This window comes from Pararhizobium sp. DWP3-4, assembly GCF_049898205.1.
Lineage (GTDB): Bacteria > Pseudomonadota > Alphaproteobacteria > Rhizobiales > Rhizobiaceae > Pararhizobium.
This window is the reverse complement of the sequence record NZ_JAFCXF010000005.1, coordinates 374462-398851: the sequence shown is the minus strand read 5'-3', so window position 1 is coordinate 398851 and position 24390 is coordinate 374462. Positions and strand designations below refer to the sequence as shown.

General features: G+C 58.2%; 23 protein-coding genes and 2 pseudogenes. 12 read left to right on the top strand and 13 right to left on the bottom strand.

Annotation, left to right across the window (positions count from 1 at the left end):
- Positions 1 to 64: 64 nt before the first annotated feature.
- Together ACP7E6_RS15810 and ACP7E6_RS15805 are read left to right on the top strand one after the other, a co-directional pair.
- On the top strand, positions 65 to 1348 hold the full coding sequence (locus ACP7E6_RS15810; protein ID WP_426230698.1) for a DUF3095 domain-containing protein: 1284 nt from the start codon (positions 65 to 67) through the stop codon (positions 1346 to 1348).
- 305 nt (positions 1349 to 1653) lie between these two features.
- Complete coding sequence (locus ACP7E6_RS15805; protein ID WP_426230697.1) at positions 1654 to 1959, top strand: pyridoxamine 5'-phosphate oxidase family protein; 306 nt, start codon at positions 1654 to 1656, stop codon at positions 1957 to 1959.
- On the opposite strand, the pseudogene ACP7E6_RS15800 reads toward ACP7E6_RS15805, so the two are convergent.
- The 3 genes and pseudogenes from ACP7E6_RS15800 to ACP7E6_RS15790 all read right to left on the bottom strand — a co-directional run.
- Positions 1893 to 2450 (bottom strand): annotated as a pseudogene (locus ACP7E6_RS15800) (ISNCY family transposase); the annotation flags it as partial. The gene ACP7E6_RS15805 and the pseudogene ACP7E6_RS15800 overlap by 67 nt on opposite strands.
- Positions 2451 to 2678: 228 nt before the next feature.
- The gene (locus ACP7E6_RS15795; RefSeq protein WP_426230696.1) at positions 2679 to 2990 is read right to left on the bottom strand and encodes a helix-turn-helix domain-containing protein; all 312 of its coding nucleotides are present in this window, start codon (positions 2988 to 2990) and stop codon (positions 2679 to 2681) included.
- 200 nt (positions 2991 to 3190) lie between these two features.
- Complete coding sequence (locus tag ACP7E6_RS15790) at positions 3191 to 3922, bottom strand: GntR family transcriptional regulator (protein ID WP_426230695.1); 732 nt, start codon at positions 3920 to 3922, stop codon at positions 3191 to 3193.
- Positions 3923 to 4163: 241 nt separating this feature from the next.
- On the opposite strand from ACP7E6_RS15790, the gene ACP7E6_RS15785 reads away from it, so the two are divergent.
- Positions 4164 to 5177 carry an SIS domain-containing protein gene (locus tag ACP7E6_RS15785; RefSeq protein ID WP_426230694.1) on the top strand — a complete coding sequence of 338 codons (1014 nt, stop codon included), beginning with the start codon at positions 4164 to 4166 and terminating at the stop codon, positions 5175 to 5177.
- A gap of 122 nt (positions 5178 to 5299) precedes the next feature.
- A complete protein-coding gene (locus ACP7E6_RS15780; RefSeq protein ID WP_426230693.1) occupies positions 5300 to 6112 on the top strand; it encodes a PfkB family carbohydrate kinase in 813 nt (270 codons plus the stop codon).
- Positions 6113 to 6361: 249 nt separating this feature from the next.
- Here the strand turns inward: ACP7E6_RS15780 and ACP7E6_RS15775 are convergent, their stop codons facing one another.
- The 7 genes and pseudogenes from ACP7E6_RS15775 to ACP7E6_RS15745 form a co-directional block, all read right to left on the bottom strand.
- Positions 6362 to 7102 (bottom strand): amino acid ABC transporter ATP-binding protein, encoded by a 741-nt coding sequence (locus ACP7E6_RS15775; protein ID WP_426230692.1) that lies wholly within the window; start codon positions 7100 to 7102, stop codon positions 6362 to 6364.
- Positions 7103 to 7116: 14 nt separating this feature from the next.
- On the bottom strand, positions 7117 to 8001 hold the full coding sequence (locus tag ACP7E6_RS15770; protein ID WP_426230691.1) for a DMT family transporter: 885 nt from the start codon (positions 7999 to 8001) through the stop codon (positions 7117 to 7119).
- Positions 7991 to 8962, bottom strand: coding sequence for an amino acid ABC transporter permease (locus tag ACP7E6_RS15765; protein WP_426230690.1), 972 nt, complete (start codon positions 8960 to 8962; stop codon positions 7991 to 7993). Before ACP7E6_RS15765 ends, ACP7E6_RS15770 begins: the two co-directional genes overlap by 11 nt.
- Positions 8963 to 8981: 19 nt before the next feature.
- Complete coding sequence (locus ACP7E6_RS15760; RefSeq protein ID WP_426230689.1) at positions 8982 to 10262, bottom strand: NAD(P)/FAD-dependent oxidoreductase; 1281 nt, start codon at positions 10260 to 10262, stop codon at positions 8982 to 8984.
- Between the two features lie 61 nt (positions 10263 to 10323).
- Positions 10324 to 11148 (bottom strand): transporter substrate-binding domain-containing protein, encoded by an 825-nt coding sequence (locus ACP7E6_RS15755; protein WP_426230773.1) that lies wholly within the window; start codon positions 11146 to 11148, stop codon positions 10324 to 10326.
- 735 nt (positions 11149 to 11883) lie between these two features.
- Positions 11884 to 12050, bottom strand: a pseudogene (locus ACP7E6_RS15750) (IS6 family transposase); the annotation flags it as partial.
- Positions 12044 to 12727, bottom strand: coding sequence for a GntR family transcriptional regulator (locus tag ACP7E6_RS15745; protein WP_426230688.1), 684 nt, complete (start codon positions 12725 to 12727; stop codon positions 12044 to 12046). The pseudogene ACP7E6_RS15750 and the gene ACP7E6_RS15745, both read right to left, overlap by 7 nt.
- Positions 12728 to 12870: 143 nt before the next feature.
- Here ACP7E6_RS15745 and ACP7E6_RS15740 point away from each other — a divergent pair, with 143 nt between their 5' ends.
- From ACP7E6_RS15740 to ACP7E6_RS15710, 7 genes are all read left to right on the top strand, one after another.
- Complete coding sequence (locus tag ACP7E6_RS15740) at positions 12871 to 14385, top strand: aldehyde dehydrogenase family protein (protein ID WP_426230772.1); 1515 nt, start codon at positions 12871 to 12873, stop codon at positions 14383 to 14385.
- A gap of 124 nt (positions 14386 to 14509) precedes the next feature.
- Entirely contained in the window at positions 14510 to 15460 is a 951-nt protein-coding gene (locus ACP7E6_RS15735) for a substrate-binding domain-containing protein (RefSeq protein WP_426230687.1), read from the top strand.
- An 83-nt stretch (positions 15461 to 15543) separates the two neighbouring features.
- A complete protein-coding gene (locus ACP7E6_RS15730) occupies positions 15544 to 16551 on the top strand; it encodes an ABC transporter permease (RefSeq protein ID WP_426230771.1) in 1008 nt (335 codons plus the stop codon).
- Positions 16551 to 17288 carry an ATP-binding cassette domain-containing protein gene (locus ACP7E6_RS15725; protein ID WP_426230770.1) on the top strand — a complete coding sequence of 246 codons (738 nt, stop codon included), beginning with the start codon at positions 16551 to 16553 and terminating at the stop codon, positions 17286 to 17288. Before ACP7E6_RS15730 ends, ACP7E6_RS15725 begins: the two co-directional genes overlap by 1 nt.
- Positions 17272 to 18162, top strand: a complete 891-nt coding sequence (gene kduI / locus ACP7E6_RS15720) for a 5-dehydro-4-deoxy-D-glucuronate isomerase (RefSeq protein ID WP_426230686.1) — start codon at positions 17272 to 17274, stop codon at positions 18160 to 18162. The genes ACP7E6_RS15725 and kduI overlap by 17 nt, the downstream gene beginning before the upstream one ends.
- Positions 18159 to 18914, top strand: a complete 756-nt coding sequence (gene kduD / locus ACP7E6_RS15715; protein WP_426230685.1) for a 2-dehydro-3-deoxy-D-gluconate 5-dehydrogenase KduD — start codon at positions 18159 to 18161, stop codon at positions 18912 to 18914. The genes kduI and kduD overlap by 4 nt, the downstream gene beginning before the upstream one ends.
- Positions 18915 to 18925: 11 nt before the next feature.
- Positions 18926 to 19255, top strand: coding sequence for a cupin domain-containing protein (locus ACP7E6_RS15710; protein ID WP_426230684.1), 330 nt, complete (start codon positions 18926 to 18928; stop codon positions 19253 to 19255).
- Between the two features lie 201 nt (positions 19256 to 19456).
- Here ACP7E6_RS15710 and ACP7E6_RS15705 read toward each other — a convergent pair whose 3' ends face one another.
- The 3 genes from ACP7E6_RS15705 to ACP7E6_RS15695 all read right to left on the bottom strand — a co-directional run bounded on the left by ACP7E6_RS15705 (position 19457) and on the right by ACP7E6_RS15695 (position 23388).
- A complete protein-coding gene (locus ACP7E6_RS15705) occupies positions 19457 to 21106 on the bottom strand; it encodes an ATP-binding protein (RefSeq protein WP_426230683.1) in 1650 nt (549 codons plus the stop codon).
- The gene (locus ACP7E6_RS15700; protein WP_426230682.1) at positions 21103 to 21900 is read right to left on the bottom strand and encodes an alpha/beta fold hydrolase; all 798 of its coding nucleotides are present in this window, start codon (positions 21898 to 21900) and stop codon (positions 21103 to 21105) included. The genes ACP7E6_RS15705 and ACP7E6_RS15700 overlap by 4 nt, the downstream gene beginning before the upstream one ends.
- A 120-nt stretch (positions 21901 to 22020) precedes the next feature.
- Entirely contained in the window at positions 22021 to 23388 is a 1368-nt protein-coding gene (locus tag ACP7E6_RS15695) for a cytochrome P450 (RefSeq protein ID WP_426230681.1), read from the bottom strand.
- A gap of 99 nt (positions 23389 to 23487) precedes the next feature.
- Between ACP7E6_RS15695 and ACP7E6_RS15690 the strand changes: the two genes are divergently transcribed.
- Positions 23488 to 24168, top strand: a complete 681-nt coding sequence (locus tag ACP7E6_RS15690; RefSeq protein ID WP_426230680.1) for a TetR/AcrR family transcriptional regulator — start codon at positions 23488 to 23490, stop codon at positions 24166 to 24168.
- Positions 24169 to 24390: the final 222 nt, after the last annotated feature.

Genomic DNA, 24390 nt, shown 5'->3' with positions numbered 1-24390 from the left:
ATCTTTTCGAAACCTTGGGTAACAGCAGGTTCCCTGGTGCTAACAAATCTGACTGGGAGCAGTAGTGCGTGCGGTCGCCGCAGGCGGACGTTTAATCGATACCGTGCGTGCCATTGAACACAGTTCGCGCTACAATCCAACGTTCGAACAGGTCGAAGGTGGTGCAATGTCGGGTAATGGTGACTCGAAATTTTTCGACGAACTGACCGTTTTGGACGAGTTCGCTGGCGTGACAGACTTTAACAGCTATAGACCGCTTCCACTGGATTGGGTGCTCGCTGTCGCTGACGTGGTGGATTCGACGAAAGCCATTACCAAAGGACGGTATAAGGCCGTAAATACTGCAGGTGCAAGTGTCATAACCGCACTTTTGAACGGTCTTGGGAGCTATAAGCACCCGTTTGTTTTCGGCGGTGACGGGGCAATGATGGCATTGCCTGGCAGTCGGCAGGAGGAAGCGGTCGCCAACCTTTCCGCACTTGTCGTGTGGGTCGGGGAAGCGCTTAATTTGGAGATGCGCGCTGCTATCGTTCCGATGGCAGATGTCAGAAACGCTGGCTACGATGTCCAGGTATTACGGTATCGTGCAAGCGTGAACGCCGTCTACTCCATGTTCGTCGGAGGAGGTTCCAGCTGGGCCGAAGATCAAATGAAACGCGGTCGGTACTCGGTGCCAGCGGCTAAGTCAGGTTCCAGGCCTGACTTAACTGGCCTATCCTGTCGCTGGGATCCAATCCCGGCCAGCCATGGCGAAATCCTTTCGTTAATAATCGCCCCAGGCGGCGATGGACTCGGGCCCCGATTTAAATCTCTTCTTACGGATATCCTTCAAATTGTTTCTCAGCAGGCGAGGGATGGGCATCCCTTGCCTCCCAACGGCCCACCGCTTACGCTCACAACCAAGGGTATTGATACCGAGGCACGTGCAACTGCCTCTGAGGGGCGCTTACTGGCTCGTAAACTAGGTATATTCGCGGAAACTATGCTGGCGGTAGGCATCGATTTTCTAGGCCTCCCAATCGGTTCGTTTGATCCGAAAGGTTATAAGGTGGAGGTCGCCGAAAACAGTGATTTCCGCAAATTCGACGACGGCCTAAAAATGACCGTTGATCTCAGCGCGGTGCAGTCAAATCAGATCGAGGACTTACTCGTGAAAGCTGCGGCGTCAGGTGTTTGTCGCTTCGGTATCCATCGCCAACTCGAAGCCCTTATGACCTGCTTCGTGCCGTCACTAGACGCACGAGATCATATCCATTTCGTAGATGGAGCGGGTGGCGGGTATGCTCTCGCTGCAAGCATGATGAAGGCAGATTTTCCCCAAGCGACGCCGCCTGACGAGCTTCCTTAATTGATAACCGCTACCGGCCACCACTGCCCCTTGAATTCATCGGCAGTAAAGGCACTTCCCCTTTCGGCCTGGGGAATAGCAGGCAGTTTTCACGGGAGACGAGCATTGCCGACGAACAGGAATTACGGGACAAATTCTGGAAGGGGTTGAAATCAGACATGACCGTGATGCTTGGTCTGTCCGGCGTTGAAGAAAGCCATACCCGGCCAATGACAGCCCAACTTGACGTGGACCGCGGTCCCATTTGGTTCTTTTCATCGGCCGACTCGTAACTCGTTCAACAGGCCACTGGCGAGGGCCGAGCGGTGGCAACCTTCGTCTCCGAGGGCCACGATATTTTTGCGGCTATCCATGGTAACCTCGGTATCGATAACGACCGCGCACTCATCGATCGTCTTTGGAACAATTACGTTGCAGCTTGGTACGAAGGCGGAAAGGACGACCCAAAACTGGTTCTTCTGAGGCTTGATGCTGAACACGCGGAAATATGGAAAGGTGGTTCCAGTTTGTGGGCTGAAGTAAAAACTCTGTTCGGTGGGGCCGGGCCAAGCCGCTTGTTCTCGGTGATCGCCGCATGCGTCACCCGCTGGTCCTTGTCGAACACCGTGTAGGGCAGGGAATGCCCCTTCCAACGCACATCCAAGCGACCGTCGGCATAGGCATAAGTCTCGACATAGCGACCGACCAGACCGCGCGTCACATCACTCTCTTCCAGCATGATCCGCTGGCGCTCGAACGAGAACGTCCACTGCGCCCCGTGCTCGCGCTTGCACAGGATCTCGTGTAGTCGATCCGGCGCCAGGTTCATCGGCCGATGCAGGTCTTCCGGCCGGGCAGGGGCAATCGCAAAGCGTGCGTTGTAGTCTTCCATGAAGCCAGGCAAAAACGTATTGCCTGCCGCCATGTCGGCTATCCTGGCCAGCCGCAATTCCTTGACCAACCGATCCTGCAGCGCCCGGTTCATCCGCTCGACACGGCCTTTGGCCTGGCTCGAATTCGCGCAAAGAATCTCGATGTTTAGCTCACACAGTGCACGCCCGAACTGGGTCATGCCCTGGCCAGCCTTGGCATCCTTCTTCGCTACCCGGAACACCGAAATCTTTGAACGCCCACTCGGCACACCAATGTCACCACTCTCGTGGAGCGCAAAAGCCGCTGTACCTTTCTCATCAAGAATCCGAGCCGGCAACCTTTTGCCGATAGTAGAACGTGCTGCGCGAAAGGTCTGCCAATTGCAAGCAGACCGGCAAACGAATGGAGCGGCCTTAACGCCTGAACGGCCTGCGCTTTTTCAGCGGCTGCCGTTCCTGCGCTATGGCCTCCAATTTTTTTAGGTAGGCGTTCTCCATGCGCAGATAAGCAAGGTCCGAAAGCAGTCCGATTCAACGGCGGCGGGTGGTTTGGACATCGATCGTGGTCCTCCTCTGCGGCGCGCGGCCAACGCCTCCAGCCCGCCGCGCTCGTAACGTCTCTCCCAGTCGGCAAAGCAGCCGTTGTTGCGGATGTCAAAGACCGCAGCCACCTGGCGATAGGACAGTCCATCGTCCCACATCCGCTGCAAAACCGCTTGAAGGCCGCATCGTAATGGCTGAACCTGCGGGCTAACCCAGCCAGCCCGTGCGCCGAATGGGCCGCCGCCCATACACGCACCGTCGAATGATCAATGCCGAACCGAGCCGCAACCGTGTGCGCGCCTTCCGCTCGCATAAGTGGCGACAACGCTCCGCTTGAAATCCAAACTATATTTACACACCAAAAAAACCCCCGAAGGTTGATGTCCAACGTTCGGGGATCAGTCCAGGAGAGGCGATAAGTTTTGGGCCCGAACATAATAGAAGCTGTCTATTTGCGTACAAGGCTGAAGGTGAAATGGCTGCCGCGATGATAATCAATCGCGTAGACTACTGGAACGCCCATTGTGTTGAAGCAGGTTTCAGTGATTAGGAGGGCAGGGCCGAAATCGCGAAGATCGTTACCCGCGACGACGTCATCAGGTAGCATTACCGCCGTTACGGACGCGGCCGACATGCGCGGTCGCTGCTTGTGCTGCTCAAGCAATGAAAGCAGCGATCCACCCCAGTCGATATCGTAAAGCCGAGCCGAAATGATGCTGCGTGGAACATAGTCGAGACAATACATGATCGGTGTATCGCCTTCGAGTCGGAGTCGCTCGATACGGATCACTCGCCCGCCGGGCTCTAGGCGCAACTGCCTCGAAATCGTGCCGTCCGCCATTTCTTCGGAGATCGACAATACCTTGTTATGCGGCTTGTAACCATACTGGCGCGCCATGTCGGTCACGCTTTCGAAAACGGTAATCGGCCGATCCACATGCACCGCAGACATCGCCGAAATGAACCGGCCCCGACCGTGCTCGACATAGATGATGTCGTCTTGCTCAAGCAGTTTCAGCGCCTCGCGAAGGGCCGGGCGCGAAATCTTGAACCGCGCCGTCAGCTGAGCCTCTGTCGGCAGCTTGCCACCGGGCAGGAGACCTTCGTCCCGGATTAGATCGGCAATGCGATCACGAAGCTGGATCACCAGGGTGCGGTTGTCGCGAAGGGGCTCGTCCAAGGCAATCCTCATATGGTTTCAAACCTCATTTTCTTGTGCGACAAATCTGCAAAGGTCAAGCGACGGCGCTTCGACAGGCACTGGCTGTAAGAAAACGGTACTTAGGCGCGGTCTCGGGATAGTCCTTTTAACTTCATCTTGACAGTCTGAGGCGAAGATGTCAGTTGTCTTACAACATGTCGAGAGCGACAAGGTCGAGAGGCTCCTGGGCAGCCAGGATCATGACAGAAGAGAGTTTTCCATGCTGAACTTTGACGAACAGAGATTCCTGCGCATCCAATCCGGAGCTGCCGCCCTGGCTAAGCGCTTCGACGACGTGATCGCGGACTGCAATGCCGCGGGCGCAGAGAACGTGTTTTTCTTGGGAACCGGAGGCGCCGCGATCCTTATGCAGCCGGCCTACCAGTTGCTGCAGCGCAAGTCCCGCTTCCCTGCCTTCATCGATTTGACGGCCGAACTCATCATCACCGGCTCAACAAACCTAACTAAAAATTCGATCGTCGTGATGCCGTCGCTTTCGGGCACGACCAAGGAGAGCGTTGCTCTGCTTACGAAAATTAAGGAGATCGGGGCAACCGTTCTGACCCTCGTCGGCCATGAGGAAACGCCACTTGGGAAGGGCGGCGATCATGTCTTCGTCAACTTTGCGGAAGACGACACATCCTGTGAATCCTTCTATCTGCAGTCGCTGTTCGTAGCACTTTCGATCATGAAGCACCGGGGTGAAATTGCCAACTACGACCAACTGATTGCCGAAATCCAGAGCCTTCCCAAGCTCCTGCTTGAGGTCAAGCGCAATTACGAGAGCAAGGCAGAGGATTTTGCCAAGATCCTCGCGGGTTCCGACTACCACATCATCACGGGCGCCGGAAACGTTTGGCCGGAAGCTTTCTATTACGGCATGTGCATCCTGGAAGAGATGCAGTGGATCCGTACCCGTCCAGTCCATGCGTCGGACTTCTTCCACGGCACGCTAGAACTGGTTGACAAGAATGTCAGCGTCATCCTGTTCAAGGGCGAGGACGAGTGCCGTCCGGTTGCCGACCGGGTCGGGAATTTTGCACCGAACTATACCGACAAGCTCGCCGTGCTCGACACCGCCGGCTTCGAACTGCCGGGCATCTCGGCGGAAGTGCGCGGGCTGATTTCGCCGATCCTGCTGGCAACCGTTCTGGAGCGGATCAGCGCTCATCTCGAAGTCATGCGCAATCACCCACTGACGACGCGCCGCTACTACAAGAAGGTTGCTTACTAGGCCGACATCGGCATGATGAGCCATCGCTAGCCTCCAGGTTGTGGGGGCCATCAGATACGGGCCGTGATCGTCGCAATGATGGTCGCGGCCTTGCTGTTAAATACAATTCACTTGAGGTTCCCATGTCCCGTTACCGCTTTGCCGTTGTCGGCGACAATTGCGTCGATCGCTTCCAGCCTCCCGTCGGTCAGTCGCTGATTGGCGGCAATGCCATCAACGTCGCCGTCCACCTCGCGTTACTGGGTCACGAGGTGTGCTATTTTGGAGCTGTCGGGGATGATGCCGATGGCGCTCGCACCCGCGACCTTCTTGTGGAGAACGGTGTGCAAGTCGTTTACTTGCAGATGCTACCAGGCGACACCGCCTATACGAATATAGACATTACAGAGACGGGCGACCGCATCTTTACCCATGAGAATTTTGGTGTTTGCCAGGATTACATTCCGGCCGAAGAGGATTTTGCAGCACTTTGCCGCATGGATCATGTCCACATAGGCTGGATTACGGACGGGGGCATTGTGCGCCGCCGGTTGGCGGAAGCAGGTGTCAGCGTCTCGCAGGACGTCTCGGTTAATAACGACCCCGCCCACCTTGGGGTCGACACACTGCGCATTGCTTTCGGTTCGGCAGGTGAAGATCCACAGAAAGCCGAAACGATGATGCAGGAGTTTCTTAGCGGCGGCGCCCAGCTCGCCGTCGTGACACGCGGTGGCGACGGATCGGCAGCAACGGACGGCAATGAACGTGCCGAAACCAGCATCACGTCTATCGAGGTGATCGATACGACGGGAGCGGGGGACAGCTTTATCGCCGGGTTCCTGCACGCCTATCTTTCTGGTGAAAGTCTTGAAACAAGTCTGGTCTCAGGGAGGGACTGCGCTACGCGCACGTGTTGCCATGTTGGCGGCTTTCCACAAGAGCCGCAGCCGCTTTGACGGTCTAGCAGCGCGTGCAGTATATCGTGATGGCCTTTTTACCCCACTTTCACCTTAGTAAAGCGGGATAATAAGCCTCCCCCCTCCCCACAAGAGGGGCACAAGCTCGCCACCCCAAAACGTTGTTGTCGCGCATTAAGGAGGCCTTGCTGGCAAGTGAGGTGTGACTATCCAACCCCTCCGCTTTGCGGGGCTGGTCGGGGAGGGTCTCGTAGGCTACTGGGCTGTCCTTGAAGGAGAACAGATTCTTCAACGCAAAATCTGACTCAAAAACAGCCTGCTGCGTTCATTTTGCGGATTGTCAAAGAAATCCGCCGGTGCGGCCTCTTCTACCACGCGCCCCTGATCCATGAAGATCACCCGATCGGCCACCTGACGGGCAAAGCCCATCTCGTGGGTCACGCAAATCATGGTCATGCCTTCCTGCGCTAGCGAGACCATCGTATCCAGCACCTCCTTAACCATTTCGGGATCGAGCGCCGAAGTCGGTTCGTCGAAAAGCATGACCTTGGGGTTCATGCAAAGTGCACGGGCGATCGCCACGCGTTGTTGCTGGCCGCCGGAAAGCTGACCTGGATACTTGTTGGCCTGTTCGGGGATTTTGACACGCTCCAGGAAATGCATGGCAATCTCTGTCGCCTTGGCCTTGCTTAGTTTGCGCACCCAAACCGGCGCCAGGATGCAGTTATCAAGGATCGTAAGATGCGGGAAGAGATTGAAGTGCTGGAACACCATTCCGACTTCACGCCGCACCTCATCGATGTTCCTCTCGTTTTCGGTCAGCTCAATGCCACCTACAACGATCTTACCTTGCTGGTGTGTTTCTAGCCGGTTGATGCAGCGGATCAGCGTGGATTTGCCTGAACCAGACGGGCCGCAGATGACGATGCGTTCCCTCTTGGCGACGTCCAGGTTGATGTCGTCGAGGGCATGATATTGCCCGTACCACTTGTGCACGCCGGCAAGCTTGATTTCGGTATCGTGCGGCATGAATTCTCCTCCGGTTACTTCAGGACCAGCCAGCCGGAGACGATGATGATCAAAGCGCCGACAAGGGTGTGAGTTTCTATGGGAGCGCCAAATAGCAGGGCGCCATAAAGGCAACCCCAGACGATCTGGCTATACTGGAAGGGGGCGACGACCGAAGCATCGCCGAGACGGAAGGCGCGCACGAGAAGCGCGTGACCGCCGAAAAGCAGCAGCCCGGCTGCGGCAACGATCGTGATGTCTTTCGAGACAACGGGCGTGAAGCCCTCACCGGCCACCGCGATGGTAAGGGAAAGCACGCTCAGGACCAAGAGCAGGCTCGCTACTAGCGCCCCATCGGATTCCGTCGCTTTTGCCCGGCGCAGGAGAACAAGCGAGAAGGCGAACAGCAGGGCAGAACCTATCGCCGCCGCATGCCCGGAGTTCATTGGGGTAACGCCAGGCTGCAGCGCAACGATGACGCCTGCAAAGCCGAGAAGCACGCCGATCCAGCTTAACCGCGACATCCGCTCACCGAGAAAGGCAAAGGCAAGCACGGCAACAAGCACAGGAGAGAGGAATGCCAGTACATAGGCCTCGGCAAGCGGCAGGGCCGCAAAAGCATAGTAGATCAGTAGTGTGTCGCCGGCGAGCAAGGCGGCACGGAAGAAGGCAAGGCCGGGATGACGCGGCCAAAGCGAACGACCACTCCCGGAGATAACAGCAGACCCCACAACGAACACCAGGGAGGCCATCGCGACCATGAAGGTCACCTGCGGCACTGGAAAATTCTGAGCCAGTAGCTTGACCAACGCATCTGTGCCTGAGAACGCGGCGAATGCGTAAAGTACGATCATGGCGGCGCGCAGGTTGGAGCGGGGCGAGGAAGCCTCGATCTGCAAAGTGATCGCTTCAGCGGACATTGAACCGCCCGAAATGGGCTTCGATTCGCGACTGAAGGAATTCGAGCCCGATCGACAGCACCCAGTAAATCATCGAAGCGGTAATCAGCATTTCGATATGACGGAACTCCGTCTGCCCCTGGGTACGGGCAAGATACATGATCTCCCACACGCCAACCACCGAGACGAGTGACGAGTCTTTCAGCATGGCGATAAACTGGTTGCCGGTCGGCGGTACAATGACCCGCATCGCCTGCGGCAGAATAACAAGGAACATCGTCTGGTTGGAGCTAAGGCCAAGGGCCGTTGCGCCCTCGGTCTGCCCGCGGTGGATGCTTTCGATACCGGCCCGGAAGATTTCCGTCATATAGGCACCGTAGCAGAGCGAAAGTGCAAGGATGCCGGCCGGTATTGCGCCGATGACATAACCGACCTGGGGCAGGCCGAGATAGATAATGTAGATCTGCATGAGCAGTGGCAGGCCGCGAAACAGCGAGGTGTAGAAGGTGGCGAGGCCATAGATCACGCCATTCTTCGAAAGTTTGGCAATGGCGCCAGCCAGCGCGATGACGGTCGCGACGGCAATCGAGATCGCGGAAATATAGAGCGTCGTTACCACGCCCTGCGAGATCATGAAGCCGATCTTTCGGGCGATAAATGTGAGCGACAGGTCGAACGAATAAAAGAATAGCATCAGCAGTGCGAAAAGCTCGATCCAGACTGCCACAATTTGTTGCCTCCGCGGCAGAAGCTGAAGCAATCTCCAATTGAGTGCGATGATGAGGGCGATAGTGATGGATGACACGACCCGGCTGAGTTGGTTGTTCGCCTTCAGCCAGTCGATGGCGGAGGGAAAGAGCTTGCCAATCCAGGCCGAGCTGATGCCAAGCGCATAAAGTGCGGCCGCGACGAGGGCGAAGACCAGCCCGATGCCGATTCGACGCGCCGTCGTGGGATAGGTGAGTATCAGTCTTCCGAGCATGGATGTTCCCCCCGCGGGATCAGGCGACGCGTTCGCGCCACCAGTCCTGCGCCTGCAATTTCCAATAGGTAAGTTGTGCTGTGGCAAGCCCGGCGACGCCGCCGGCCCAGACGAGGCCGAAGGGTTTGAACAGCTTGTAGCGATCCGACTGGCCGAGGATGCCCTCTGCAACCAGCTTGCCGCCGATGGCCGTGGTATTCAGCCCGTGGCCGCCGAAAGCGGTGCAATGCCAGACGCCGGGCTGCATCTCGCCGATCTGGGGCATGAGATGGCGGGCATAGGACATGAGACCGGACCAGGCGAGTTCGGTCTTCAATTCCTTGAGCTGGGGATAGGTCCCGGTCATCTCTCGGCGCAGTTCGCCGGCAAGTACCGCAGGCGACGCGGCGCGCGTGGTAATGCGACCGCCCCAGAGAATGCGTTTGCCGTCTTCTACCACGCGGTAATAATCACCAGCGCGACGGTTGTCGCCGATAGCGTCCCGGGTTGCGATCGCCTCACGGATAAGGCCCGGCGCTTCCTCAGTCAGCATGACGTAGGTGGCGATGGGCAGATAGGAGCGGCTAAGTTTGCTAACCAGCGGCCCGGTGTAGCCGCCGGTCGTGAAGACGATACGCCGCGCCTTTATCTCACCACCAGCCGTCGTGGCGCTCTTTTCAGCGCCGCCGAGTTTGCAGCGTATGACAGCGGAATTTTCGTGGATGCGTCCGCCCAACCGCTCAATTTCTGCGGCAAGCGCCCGCAGATAGTTGAGAGGGTGAATGTGGAACGCGTTGGGATCCCGCAGCGCTTGGAAGTAACGTACCGATTTCAATCGGCTGCGAACGGCATCGGTGCCGAAATATTCGAGTTCGTAACCATAGTCACGGCGCAGCTGGTCGGCGTATTGCTTCAGGCTGTTGCCACCATCGTAGCGCAGCACGCTCATAATGCCAGGCCGCGGCTTTGCATCCACAATGCCGAGATCGCGGATCGCGTCGCGGACGAAATCGACACCTTCGATCGAGAGCCGATGAATTTTTTGCGCAGCTTCCTTGCCGGTGGCACGGACGATCGCATCGCTGCCCGTCGCAAAACCGGGGCTGACAAAACCGCCATTGCGGCCTGAAGCGCCAAAACCGACGTTTTCGGCCTCGAGCACGACGACGGAGACGCCGGCGCGGGCAAGTTGCAGGGCCGTCGTCAGGCCGGCAAGACCGCCGCCGATGATAACAGTGTCGCAATCGAAGGTGCCGGAGAGGGTCGAGTGCTCGGAGCCATTGGCCATGGTGCGGCGGTAGTAGGTATCTGGATAGGTCATGTTTGGCTCATTTCGGCATGGAAAGGTAATGCCGGGCGCCGGGCCCGGCTTGCTCGACGTTTTAGTCGGCGCTGTAGTCCTTGCCGTACCACTTGGTGGTGAGGGTGGCGAGTGTGCCATCCTTTTTCATCTCCTCGATGAGGCCGCCGACCTTAGCAGTCCATTCCGGATCGACTTTTTCAGCGATGACGACGAGCGGCTCGCGGAAGGCGTACCCGCCTTCAAGAATTCGCAGTGGATAACCGTTCTTGATGGCGTTCATCGCGGTCTGCTCGGGTGCGATGACAGCATCTAGGCGCACCCCAGGACCCAGGCGCAGGTCGTCAAAAGGCAACATGGAATCGGCGAAGGTGCGAACTTCGCCCTGCTCCAGCTTGTATTCGACCGGTGGCAGGCCCGGTGCGTCGATTTCAAGCTTTCGGTTGACAAAGTCTTCCGAGGTCGTCGCTGTTTCCACGCCTATGACCTTTCCTTTGAGGTCGGTGGCAGACTTTGCATCGCTGTCCTTATGAACGACATAGACATAGGGGCTGTAGTAGTAGATGCCAACGAAGTCGATTACATGAGCCCGCGCCTTGGTCGGCGTAACGGAGCCGACACCAAGATCGTAGCGACCCTGCCATCGGCCCCCGGTCAACGTTGCCCAGTCCGGGGTCTGGAAGCTCACCTCGACGCCGAGGCGCTTGGCGACCTCGCGGGATACGTCGATGTCGAAGCCCACCATTTCATTGCTGTCGTCAAGATAGCTCTGAGGTGGCCAGCCGCTATTGGTCGCGATCACTAGCGCCTTGTTTGCCATGACACGATCAAGCGTCTCGCCTGCAAACGCAGAGTTGGCGGCAACAAGCATTGCGACACTGGTAATCAGCTTTGCGAAAATTTTCATGATACCCTCCCAGGGATTTGTAGCGACATTTTGTAAGATGTCTGACAACATAATTGGTGTGAAAATGGCGCCTGTCAACTCTACTGAACTGTAAAAGTAATGAATAATCGCGATGACCAAATGCTTCATGAGCACCACCTACATAACGACCATTGATCACGTACGCGCGAATAACCAGATCGCACTTTCCTCAATTGAAGTCTGGGCTTTAACCGAGACTAGCCTTTAGAAGAAATTGAAATCGATTTTAATGGGCCAGTATCTCTGTTGGATGCTACTTTGAGTAATGACAGACGATGACTTTCTCTCATTCCATCCGCGCGGATGGGTAACGGCCCTGGTATGGCGGTGGTCGAGGCAAACGGGGCAAGCGGGTGTATTTTGTCACCGGATCAAGCTAGGGTGATTGGGCGAAAAGGCTGCGACCCACCTAGCCCCCCTTACACGAAAATCACCCCATCAGAGGCCTCCCTTAATCTGTAAACTGGCGGATGCAGGCTTTCGTGGAGGGTTGCCGAACAAAGGGGATCAGTGAGGCGGTCTTCTGCGTACGTGAAGGAGAGTATGACCCAGGATGAGGTGGTCTATACACCAGCGATGCCGTGGGGGTGGTCCGCCCGCCGCGGCCTACAGACACAAGGGGCATCGCGCCGGCGGCGGCCCGGGCGTAAAAAGTCCTCGCGTCGGGCAATTGCAAGCCGCCGACTGACCGAATCTCTGCATCATCCGTTCTCATTTTCGCAATGGATGTGAGAATTTTCCGCCCGGTTGCTGAGCCCCTTATGAGATAGATGCTCGACACCTCGCATGACTTCCCGCTTTACCGCAGCGTTTTAGTGCAACCTTTCGGTGAAAATGCGGTTTGGCATGAGATGAAATTTAAGCAGTTGTATCACTACTCGAATAGGTCGCGGTTATCAGATTCAATCTGCGGCAGGTCATTCAGAATACCGTTCAGATGTGCCCTCATAGCGTCCGCAGCCGCGTCAGCGTCCCTGGTGTCGATTGCGGTCACGATTTTTTCATGCTGCACGATGAGGTTGTTCATGGAAGTGGGATTACGGAGCTGCAAATTGCAGACCCTGTCCATATGGGCCTTGATATCTGAAATGGCGTTCCATGCGAGACCACAGCCGGCGCCTTCGGCAATCGCGATGTGAAACTGCTCATCCTCTCGTCGGAAGGCATTGTGGTCGTGCTCGCCCATCGCCACTCTTTGCCGCTGCAAGATGCTGTCGATCTTTTTGCGCGTCCAGGTGTCGAAGCTTTCGCTGGCACGCCGGGCGACGGCAACTTCGATCGCCTCACGAACAAACCGGGCCTCCATCATTTGACGGGCTGAGATACGAACCACCACAGTTCCGCGATTGGGGCGGATTTCAACAAGTTTGGACTTGGCAAGGGCAATCAGTGCCTCGCGAACCGGTTGCCTCGAAACGCCAAGACGGGAGGCGATCTCCTGCTCAGACAACCGAGATCCGGGCGCAAGGTCGAGACGGATGATCGCCTCGCGCAGGTCGCGTTCGACCTGCGCTGCCGTCGTTTCCCCAGTTTCAATTTTCAATGTTTCAAGGTTCATGCTTTTCGCCGCCGCCGTCTCGTTGACATCCGCTTATAACCACCATACAGTACCATACACATTAGCGGTAACACAAGCGCGGCGCTCGATACACCGGGCGGGCATGAAGGAGCCGGGGCAGAAATCCCGGTTGGTCAATGACAATACAGAGCAATTTCATAACTCCGGATTCTACTGATCCGCGCTTGCAGAGTAAATCCCGCTACAAGATGCTTGTCGATGGCAAGTCGGTGGATGCGACGTCTGGCAAAACCATCGATCGCCTCAGCCCAGGTCATGCTGACATCGTGGTCGGCACGTGGCCCGATGCGTCAGCCGATGATGTTCGCGCAGCCATTGCAGCGGCCCGTCGGGCCTTCGATACGGGGCCGTGGCCACGCATGTCGGGGGCTGAACGGTCACGCCTGATGTTCAAGACAGCAGAGCTCATCCTGGCTAATGTGGAAGAGATCGCTCTGATCGAGAGCCTTGAGGTTGGCAAGCCAATCGCACAGGCACGCGGCGAAATCGCCTTCTGTGCAGATCTCTGGTCCTATGCGGCAGGTCAGGCACGAGCGCTGGAGGGTCAGACCCACAACAATATCGGCGACAATCGCCTCGGCCTCGTACTGAGGGAACCTGTCGGCGTCGTTGGCATCATCACCCCTTGGAACTTCCCCTTCATCATCGCCTCAGAGCGTGTCCCGTGGGCGATCGGCGGCGGCTGCACCGTCGTGCTAAAACCCTCCGAATTCACGTCCGGTACCTCAATCCGCATGGCGGAGTTGGCGCGTGAGGCCGGCGTTCCCGACGGGGTCTTCAATGTCGTCACCGGATACGGCGACCCCGCAGGCCAAGTCTTGGCGGAAGATCCCGGCACCGACATGATCGCGTTTACCGGCTCGGTTCGGGTCGGCACAAAGCTTGGCGAGATCGCCGCCCGCAGCGTCAAGCGTGTTGGCCTGGAGTTGGGCGGCAAGGGGCCGCAGATCGTCTTTGCCGATGCGGACATCGAAGCCGCCGCCGATGGTATCGCTTACGGTGTCTTCCACAATGCCGGACAGTGCTGCATTTCGGGAAGCCGTCTGCTTGTGCAGGAGGGCATCAGGGACGAACTACTGGAGCGTCTACTCGATATTTCCCGCAAGGTCACATTCGGTGATCCGCTGAACGAGCGGACGAAGATCGGCGCCATGATTTCGGAAGCGCATGCCGCCAAGGTGCATTCCTATGTCGAGGCAGGACAGGCCGAAGGAGCCGAACTGTTGCTCGGCGGCGTGCGGGTCGGGCAGGGTTCCGGCCTCTATTACGCGCCGACTGTTTTTTCCGGGGTCACCGCCGACATGTCGATCGCCCGGGAGGAGATTTTCGGGCCGGTTCTATCGACGCTGACGTTCAAGACGGCCGATGAGGCGGTCGCCTTGGCCAACGCGTCGGAATTCGGCCTGTCGGCCAGCGTCTGGTCCACCAATCTGGAAAACGCGTTGCAGAGCATCCGGCGTATCCGGGCCGGACGGTGCTGGATCAACAGCGTCATCGACGGTGCGCCGGAGCTGCCGATCGGCGGCTACAAGAAGAGTGGCCTCGGGAGGGAACTCGGCCGCTACGGTTTTGACGAGTATTCGCAGTTCAAGGGCATTCACGTGACCTTGGGCCGGCCGGATCCTTGGTTCGGGTGACGTTGCTCACCGGACACTGAGGCAGAGGAGGAAAATCTCGGCCGGCGCGATCTTTGGTCGGAGCTCGCCAGCCGAGACATGGGTCTTTCGACCCCGATTGCACATCCAAAGGGAGGATACGCAAATGAAATTGACCAGACTGAAAACCGCAATGCTTGCGGCGTGCGCAGCTATGGCTTTCACATCGACCGCAGTGGCGGCAAATGTCAAGGCGACGATGATCATCTACCTTGATCCGAGTGTCCAGTTCTTTAACCCCGTCGTCAAAGGCGCACAAGACGCTGCGGCGCAGTTCGGCGTCGATCTCGACGTACAATATGCCAATAACGATCCGGTGCGCCAGAACGACCTGATCGAGAGCGCCACGGTCAGCGGTGTCGATGGCATCGCCGTTGCAATCTCCTCGTCGGATGCGTTCGATGCCAGTATCTGCGCTGCCGTCAAGGCGGGCATTATCGTCATCGGCTTCAACAATGACGATCTCGACGGCGCCAAGGGCAATTGCCGCCAGGCCTATGTCGGCATGGACGAATTCGCTTCGGGATATGAACTCGGCAATCGCATGATCGAGCAGTTCGGCCTGAAGGAAGGCGACATGGTCTTCAACCCGCGCGAAATTCCCGAGGCCAGCTTCGCCGTGGCGCGTGGCGGCGGCATCGAAAAGTCGATGAAAGAACATGGCATCAAGGTGGAGACCGTCAAGTCCGGCCTCGATCCGGCCGAAGCGCAGAACATTCTCGCTCAGTTCCTCATCGCCAACCCCACCACCAAGGCTTTGTTCGGCACGGGCTCGGTCACCTCGACGGTCGGCGCGGGCGCTATCAAGGATGCTGGCATCAACATTCCGTTCGGTGGCTTCGATCTCGCGGTCGAGATCGTCAATGCGGTGGAATCCGGCACAATGTTCGCTACGATGGACCAGCAGCCTTACCTGCAGGGCTACTATCCGATCGCCCAGATCGCACTGGCGAAAAAATACGGCCTGACGCCGACGGACATCGACACCGGCCAGGGCGCCTTCCTCGACAAGTCGCGCATCAGCTCGGTCAAGCCGCTGATCGGCAGCTACCGATAAGCGGCACGCCTGAAGACCTTCCGGCCATCAGCCGGAAGGTCAATCGCGATCCCTGGAACAGAGTGATGACAGTGACCTATGCCATGACGGACAGTACCGTGCCAAAATCGCGCACGAAAAAACAATCGCTGCTGAAGTACATTATGACCATGCCGGCCGGAGCTATTCTCCTGGTTTTCGCGACCCTGCAGATCGTCTGCATCGCCGGCGCGCTCGCCTATCCCGACGACTTCCGATATTTGTCGCCGCAGAACCTGACGATCCTGATGAAGGCCATTCCGGTGCTCGGATGCCTAGCGCTTGGTGCGGGTATCCTGATGATCGCCGGCGAGTTCGACCTGTCGATCGGCTCGGTCTATACGTTGACGGCCGTCCTGATGGCGAGCCTCGTCGATGGCGGCATGAGCGCCTTCATCGCCGCACCGCTCGGTATCCTGCTGGGTGTGATGATCGGCCTGCTCAACGGCACGATTACGCTGCGCTTCGGCCTGCCGTCTTTCATCGTCACGCTCGGCGGCCTGTTGTTCTGGCGCGGTGCGGTTCTGCTCTATAACGGCGCCGTCCAGGTGCGGTTCGATCCGGAACCAGCCTTTTCCAGCCTGTTTGCCGGAACGCTGTTCGGCATCAACGCCGCCTTCATCTGGATCGTCCTGTTCGTCGTCGGCTTTTATCTTCTGCTGCACCGTCACAAGTTCGGCAACCATGTGTTCGCCACCGGCGGCAACCCTGCCGCGGCAACGGCGATCGGCATCAACACCGACCGCGTCAAGATGGTCGCCTTCGCCATCGCCGGCGGCATGGCGGCGGTTGCCGGCATCATCGCCACGGCCCGTGTGGGCAGCGTTCAGCCGGGGCAGGGTGCCGGTCTCGAACTGCAGGCGATTGCCGCCTGCGTAATCGGCGGGCTTTCCCTACGTGGCGGTCGCGGCGCGATCATTGGCATCTTCCTCGGAGTCATGCTGATCCACACCATCACTGACGTGCTGCTGCTGCTTCGAGCCCCGGGGTTCTACCTCGATATGTTCATCGCCACGCTGATCGTCGTCGCTGCCGCCTTCAATCATCTCATTGAACGCCGGGGGGCTGCATGATGTCCGCACCCAATCTTCTCGAACTGCACAATATCTCCAAGAGCTTTGGTGCGCTGACGGCGCTGCGAGACCTGAGCTTTCACGTCGGTCCCAGCGAAGTCGTCGGCCTTCTCGGCGACAACGGCGCCGGCAAATCGACCACGGTCAACCTGATTTCGGGCATCCACAAGCCGACTTCCGGCCATTTGAGCGTCGACGGTCAGAAAACAGTGTTCACCTGCCGGTCGGATTCCGCCGATGCGGGCATCGAAACCATCTACCAGAATACCGCGCTCGTGGATTCGCTGTCGATCACCCGCAACATCTTTATGGGGCGAGAACGCACCGATGCGTTCGGATTTCTGAAGCAAGGTGAAATGCGCGACATCGCCATGGAAGTCTTGGAGAAAGCCGTCCACATTTCTGGCATCGATTCACCCGACAAGCTGGTAGGGGACCTCTCCGGCGGCCAGAAGCAGGCCGTTGCCATCGCGCGCGCTGTCTTCTTCAAGCGGCGAGTGCTGCTGCTCGACGAGCCGACCTCAGCTCTATCCGTGCGCGAAACCGAAGCTCTTCTGGCGCAGGTGCTGAAGCTCAAAACGGAAGGCGTGTCTAGCGTGCTGGTGACGCACAATCTCTACCACGCCTACCAGGTCTGCGACCGGTTCGTGATCATGAGCCACGGGACCAAGGTGTTCGATGTGAACAAGGCCGATACCAGCATCAGCCAGCTCACCGAATATGTCGTCCTCACCTGATCCTTCCATCAAACGCCAAGAGGCAAATGCCGTGACACTTTCCGTGAATGTGCGCCAGGTCGTAGGTCCAGAAGACACCGCCCGGCGAAATACGCGAGGCCTGCGCGACGGGTTTCTAATCGAGGGACTTTTTTCCAAGGGTGAGATCAACCTCACCTACAGCCATCTCGACCGGATGGTTGTCGGCGGGATCGTGCCGGTGGGACAGGATCTAATGATTGATCAGGTCAAGGAAACTGGCACCAGCCAGTTTCTCGAGCGCCGCGAAGCCGCCATTCTCAACATCGGCGGCAAGGGCACGGTGATTGTCAGCGGTGTCGACTATGCGCTCGGCTTTCAGGATGCGCTCTATGTCGGCATGGGACAGGGCACACTCAAATTTCGCAGCGACGATCCCTCCAAGCCCGCCGAGTTCTATCTGCTCAGCGCGCCCGCGCATCGTGTCTGCCCGACGGTGCTGATCACGCTCGACATGGCAAAAAAGGTGCGCACGGGCTCGGCCGAAGAGGCCAACGCCCGAACGATCAACCAGTATGTGCATCCGGATGTCTGCAACAGCTGCCAGCTCCTGGTCGGTCTCACCATATTCGAGCCGGGATCGGTCTGGAACACCATGCCCGCGCATGTGCATGACCGGCGTATGGAGGTCTATCTCTATTTCGGCATGGAAGAGGCGACCCGCGTCTTCCATTTCATGGGGGAGCCGCACGAAACGCGGCATCTCGTGCTGAAGAGCCATGATGCGGTGCTGTCGCCGGGGTGGTCCATCCACTCCGGCGCCGGCACCGGCCGGTATTCCTTCATCTGGGCGATGGCCGGCGATAACATGAGCTTCACCGATATGGACAAGATCCCCATGGAAAGTCTGCGATGAACCCGTTCGATCTTTCCGGCCGGTGCGCCATCGTCACCGGCGCCAATACCGGTATCGGCCAGGCGATCGCCGCCGGTCTTGCTGGAGCGGGCGCCGACATCATCGGCGTCGGGCGCTCGCCGATGGAGGACACCGCGCGCCTTGTGACCGCCACGGGCCGCGTGTTTTACCCGCTTTTGGCCGATCTCTCCGCAATGGATGAAGTGCGCGCCGTCATCGCGGGTGCCTGCTCCATCCGGCAACGTCCCGATATTCTAGTCAACAATGCCGGGATTATCCGCCGGGCCGATACGATCGACTTTACCGAGGAAGATTGGGACGCCGTCATGGATACCAATCTTAAATCGGCATTCTTTCTCTGCCAGGCCTTTGCAAGAATGGCGATGGCCGAAAAGGTCTCTGCGAAGATCATCAACATTGCGTCCCTCCTGTCGTTCCAGGGCGGCATTCGGGTTGCATCCTACACCGCTTCAAAGAGCGGTCTTGCGGGGCTTACGCGGTTGATGGCCAATGAATGGGCGGCGCAAGGCATCAACGTCAATGCCATAGCCCCTGGTTATGTCGAGACCAACAACACGACGGCGTTGCGAGCGGATGCCGAACGTAATGCCGATATCCTCAAACGCATTCCGGCCGGACGCTGGGCGCGGGCGGATGATATGGCGGGAGCGGCCATCTTCCTCGCATCCCGCGCGTCGGACTATGTGCATGGCACTGTCCTTCCTGTTGATGGCGGATGGCTGGCACGATAATGGGAGTACGGATGTCCGATCACACCACATTGCCTCACGACCTTACCTGGACGGAAACATCGCCCGGCAACCGCCGCGCCGTTCTTTCGCACCGCCCGGAAATGATGCTTGTTGCCTTCAGCTTCGACAAGGGCGCGATCGGCGCGCTTCATTCCCATCCCCATACGCAGGTCAGCTACGTTGCTAAGGGTTCTTTCGAGGTAACCGTCGACGGCGCTACCAGCACGCTGCCCACCGGAAGCAGCTTCATCGTCGCTCCAAATCTCGTCCACGGCGTTGTGGCACTCGAGGAGGGATTGTTAATCGACACGTTCACGCCAAGGCGAGACGATTTTCTGTAGTGTGAAGGGCGTCACACGGTTCCATGCCGAGATTGATATCCGAGCTGTGCCGTCTCGATCCGTGCTGTTACCGATTTATCTTGTAATCATGATGTCGACCCACACCTGTGTGGGGTCGTCAGCTATAACCCCCGCGTGTCAAATGCTGTCGCCACGTTGCGAAGAGCTCGATTCGCAGCAGCACAGGGACTCCGAGGCCTGTCATGCATCAAGAGCAGTGCGTAATTTTCGGGCGAGGTCACCAAGCGTGGCAGGCTTTTGGAGAAAGATGACGCCTGGATCTAGGATTCCGTTATGGACAACCGCGTTGCGACTATATCCCGTTGTAAATACCACCGATAATCCGGGTCGCTTGACCCTCGCCCTATCCGCAAGCTCCCGGCCATTCATCTGCGGCATTACAATGTCGGTAAACAGTAGCTTGACATCGGGACGCTCGTCGATGACGGCGAGAGCCGCGGAGGGCCTGTCGACGGCGATAACCGTATAACCGAGCTCTTCCAGCATTCGGCTGTGGACCTCCCGGACGCTGGCGTCGTCCTCAACCAAAAGAACGACGTCGCTTGCAGACCCGCCGGGCACGCTGTCGTTCCTCACATGCTGCGCGGTGTCTTCTGCTCCATACTCTCGCGGCAGGTAGATCTTCATCGTCGTGCCGATTCCGACCTCGGAGTAAATCTTCATATTCCCGCCGGATTGTTTGGCAAAACCGAAGACCTGGCTGAGGCCGAGGCCGGTTCCCTTGCCCACCGGCTTGGTCGTAAAAAATGGGTCGATCGCCTTCTTGATGACCCCCGGCGGCATTCCACAGCCCGTATCGGTCACGGCGATCATTACATACTGGCCGGGCGTTAAGTCATGCTCCGCAGCGTAAGTTTCATCGATATGGGCATTTGCTGTCTCGATCGTGAGCTTGCCGCCATCAGGCATGGCGTCACGGGCGTTGACGGCTAGATTGAGGACGGCGTTTTCCAGCTGGTTCGCGTCTGCCTTCGTGCGCCAAAGTCCCGCCGCCAGGACCGTTTCCTTTTGAATGATCTCGCCGAGAGTCGAGGCAAGGATTTCCGCCATGTTCGCCACCAGCTTATTGGCGTCCAGCGCTTCGGGAGACAACGGCTGCTGCCGGGAGAAGGCTAAAAGCCGTTGGGTCAGCGTGGCGGCGCGGTTGGCGCCATCGAGGGCAGCCGCGAGTAGTTTCGGGATGTCGTCCAGAGCGCCTCGCTCGATTCGGCGCTGCGCCATGTTTAGGCCGCCGATCACGACGGCGAGCATGTTGTTGAAGTCGTGGGCAACACCACCGGTGAGGTGACCCAGAGCCTCGATCTTTTGAGCCTGATGTAACGCGCCTTCCGCGGCAAGCTTCTCCTGCACGGCCGCAGCGACACGCTCTTCGAGGCTCGCGTTCAGGTCTCTCAGAGCGGTCGCAGAGCGTTCCGCCACTGCGCGTGCTTCAAGCAGTTCCTTCTCGTATCGACGCCGATCGGTAGCGTTGAAAATGGTGATCCGGATGAACCTGACGCCTCCGCCTTCCGCGATCCGTGCAACAGCGTTGACCAGCACAGGCAGGCGGGTGCCGTCCGCCTTCACCATGTCGAGCGCGACTTCGTTGAAGGCGCCCTGCATCGCCACCAGCGGCGCAAAATGCGTCTCGAAGTAGATCTTCCCGGGCATGGTCAGGAAATCGATTAACTTGCGGCCGACGATCTTTTCGCTGGACATGCCAAGCCATGAGGCGAGTGTTTTATTGGCAAGCATGATGTGCCCCTCGGGAGCCGCCGAGATGTAGCCGCAGGGCGCATTCTCGAAGAGGTCGACGAGATCATCGACATCACTGCCAGTGATCGGGTTCATTCGACGCCTACAAACGACCGGATTGCCCCAGTCGTCTCTTTGGGATGGCTGAGGTTCGGGCAGTGGCCGGTGGCTTTCATCAAGACCAGCTTGCTGTCCGGCAGTTTGGCATGCAGATAGTGGCCGACGGATACAGGGGCGATCACATCCTCCGCACATTGCAGGATCAGGCAAGGAATCGTGACGTTGTCGAGATCGGCGCGGTTATCTGCCGTGAACGTCGCGCGGGCAAAATGCTTCGCAATTTCGGGATCGGTCTTGCAGAAACTGTTGGTCAGCTCCTCGGAGAGCTCGGGCTGTTCGGGATTGCCCATGATCACGGGCGCCATGGCCTGCGACCAGCCCATATGATTGCTGTCCAAAAATTCCAGCAGTTCATCGACCTGCTCCTGGGTAAAGCCGCCGTGATAGTCGCCGTCGTTGACATATCGGGGCGATGGGCCAACAAGCACCAGCTTGGAAAACATGCCCGGCGCCTTCAACGAGGCGAGCACGCCCATCATGGAACTCACGGAGTGGCCGATGAAAATGCCGTCCTCGATCCCAAGCTCCTGCCCGATCTCGAGGATGTCGGAGGCGTAGCCCTCTAGCGTGGCGTATTTTTGAAAATCGTAGGCGGAAAGATCAGAGCCGCCGGCGCCGACATGGTCGAAGGTCACGACGCGGAAGTCGTTTTGGAATTGCGGCGCCACATATCGCCACATGTTCTGATCGCACCCGAACCCATGGGCGAACAGCATCGTCTTCGTACCGTTGCCGGTGATTTTTACGTTGTTGCGGTGGATGACTGACATTGAGGAGACCCCTTCTTTTGCCCGGAAAGATAAAAGGCTGGCCGCAGTGTGTATGTCAGGCTTTAATCGCAGATATACGCATCGGTCAAGCGAGCTCCTGCCCGCTCAGCGCATTCGACCCTAGCGCACGACGAGGTGCATGTTGAGCCGCCGGATCGGGCGCAAAGTCACCTTCATAATAGGCTTTGGTGCTTGGGGCTCGATTGCAGTAAGCCGAACCTTTTGAAGCAGCACCGCAAGAATGGCGACGGCCTCCATCACCGCGAAAGCACTGCCAATGCAGACGCGAGGCCCGGCGCCAAACGGCATGTAAGCATAACGGTGTCGTGCCCTTGCAGCCTCCGGGCTGAACCGCCCGGGATCGAACACCTCTGGATCCGTCCAGAGTGACGCGTGGTGATGAATAGCGTAAATCGGCACAATAAGCACTGTGCCCGCCGGAATCAGGTACTTGCCCAGCTGGAAGTTCTTGAGCGCTGTTCTCGTGATCATCGGGGCGGGTGGATAGAGGCGCATCGCCTCGGAAAACACCTGCCGGGTATAGATCAGCTTCGAAACGTCATCCGCAGCTACAGGCCGCCCCTCAGTCAAAGCGTCGATTTCGGCCAGTACCTTGCCCTCGACGTCGGGATGACGGGAGAGGAGATCGAACGTCCAGGCAAGGCCAAGTGCCGTCGTCTCGTGGCCTGCCGTGACGAATGTCATGAGGTTGTCGACGATCTCCGCGTCACTCATTGTTCTTCCTGTTTCAGGGTCCGAGGCCGCGAGAAGCATGTTCACCAGGTCATGGCGGTCATCCGGGCTTCTCCGCCTCTCCTCGATCACGCTCGAAAGGCTGGACCGCAGGAACGCGACGGCTGCCTTCGCCTTGCCGCGACCAGGATAGGGTATCCACTCGGGAGCGTGCATAAGGCCGAGCGCGAAAGCCCAGCCGGTCGGCGTGAGGAAGTCGGAAATACCTGTCTCGACCTTTTCCACATCGATACCATCGCCGCCGGACATCATCGTCTCGACGATAATGTCGAACGTGGTGCGCATCATCTCGTGGCCGACATCGATGGTTCCGTGACCCTTCTCAAGCCATCGGTTGCGCGTACGCTCTGCGGCGTCAATCATCGTTGGTTGCAGCTCAAGGAGATTGTCGTGCCGAAAGGCGCCTGCAACCGACTGACGTTGCCACTTCCAATGCGCGCCGTCCGCAGTCAGTAGACCCTCACCGAGGGCTGGTCCGAGAGCGCGGCGAACCTGGTCGCCCTTGCCCAACGAGTCTGCGTTTTTCACCAGCGCTTCATGAATCAAAACGGGGTCTGCGAGATAGACCTTCACTTCGCCAGCAGTTTTCGAGAAAACAAGCGGCTCTTTGAAGATCGAAGGGGGCAGAGCGTCAAGAGGGTTGCGGACGATTGCCACCAGCGCGCCAAGCGTCGACTGTGGCGTCAGGGGAAAGTTCGTCTTCAACTCGCTGTCATTCTCAATCGCCGTGGCCATGCCTCTAATCCTTGATCGCGTTTCGACGATGAAGTACCCGTTTAGGTAGCCGCCTTAACTGAAATAAGGTGTGTACCTTAGGTTTGCAAGGGGTGAGACATGGCCGGGGGCGACGATGGAGGGAAAATGAGACGTGTCAGTACGCGTGATCGGGTCCTGGAAGCCACCCTGGTTCTTTTCAACGACAGGGGACCGGACCGGGTCACGACCGCGGAAATAGCGCGCACCGTCGGGATCAATGAGGGCAACCTCTATTACTACTTTAAAACAAAAGAAGCTCTTCTAGAGGCTCTGTTTAAAAAACTGGAGGGGGACGCCTCCCGGTTCATGAACCAAGCCGCGTCGAATTCCACCACCGAGCCCGGTACTTACTCGAAATTCATGCAGCGCTGGTTTTCGATCGTCTGGGCCCACCGTTACATTTTCCGGAATCCGCCCGGCGTGATCGCTATTGCTCCGTCGCTGCGTGAGCCAACGCGTGCGCTGAGCATGGATATGCGCGTTGTCGTGGAAGGGATGCTCCATCAAATGGCAGCCGCGGCCTTGATAGATGTCCCAGTCGACGATGCGCCACAGCTGCTGGCCAATGTCTGGATCGTATCGACCTACTGGGCCGTATACCTCAGCTTGCAAGAAGGTATTGAGGAGCTGACACCAGAGCATCTCGACTGGGGACTAAAGCAGGTTGCAAGCCTGTTTAAACCATACCTCTCGGGTGTAGGGAAAAGCGAGCTTCAGGCCATGCTCGATGGTTCTTTCGCGCAGGAAGATGTTTCTTGATGTTCGGTTACTTGGGAAGGGCGCGATGGTCGGGGTCCTGCCAGGACGACTGGGGCCGATCAACGCGGTCGCGATGCTGGTCCCGGTCATGACCGCGCTAGAGGGATATCCGCTCGCCCGTCAGGGCTAGGCGGGCATTGCTCTTTCTCTCTCTGCCTGGACGTCCTTCGTCGGGTCTGCGATCGCGACCACCGGAATAGTGCTGGCAGCGCCGGTTCTGGC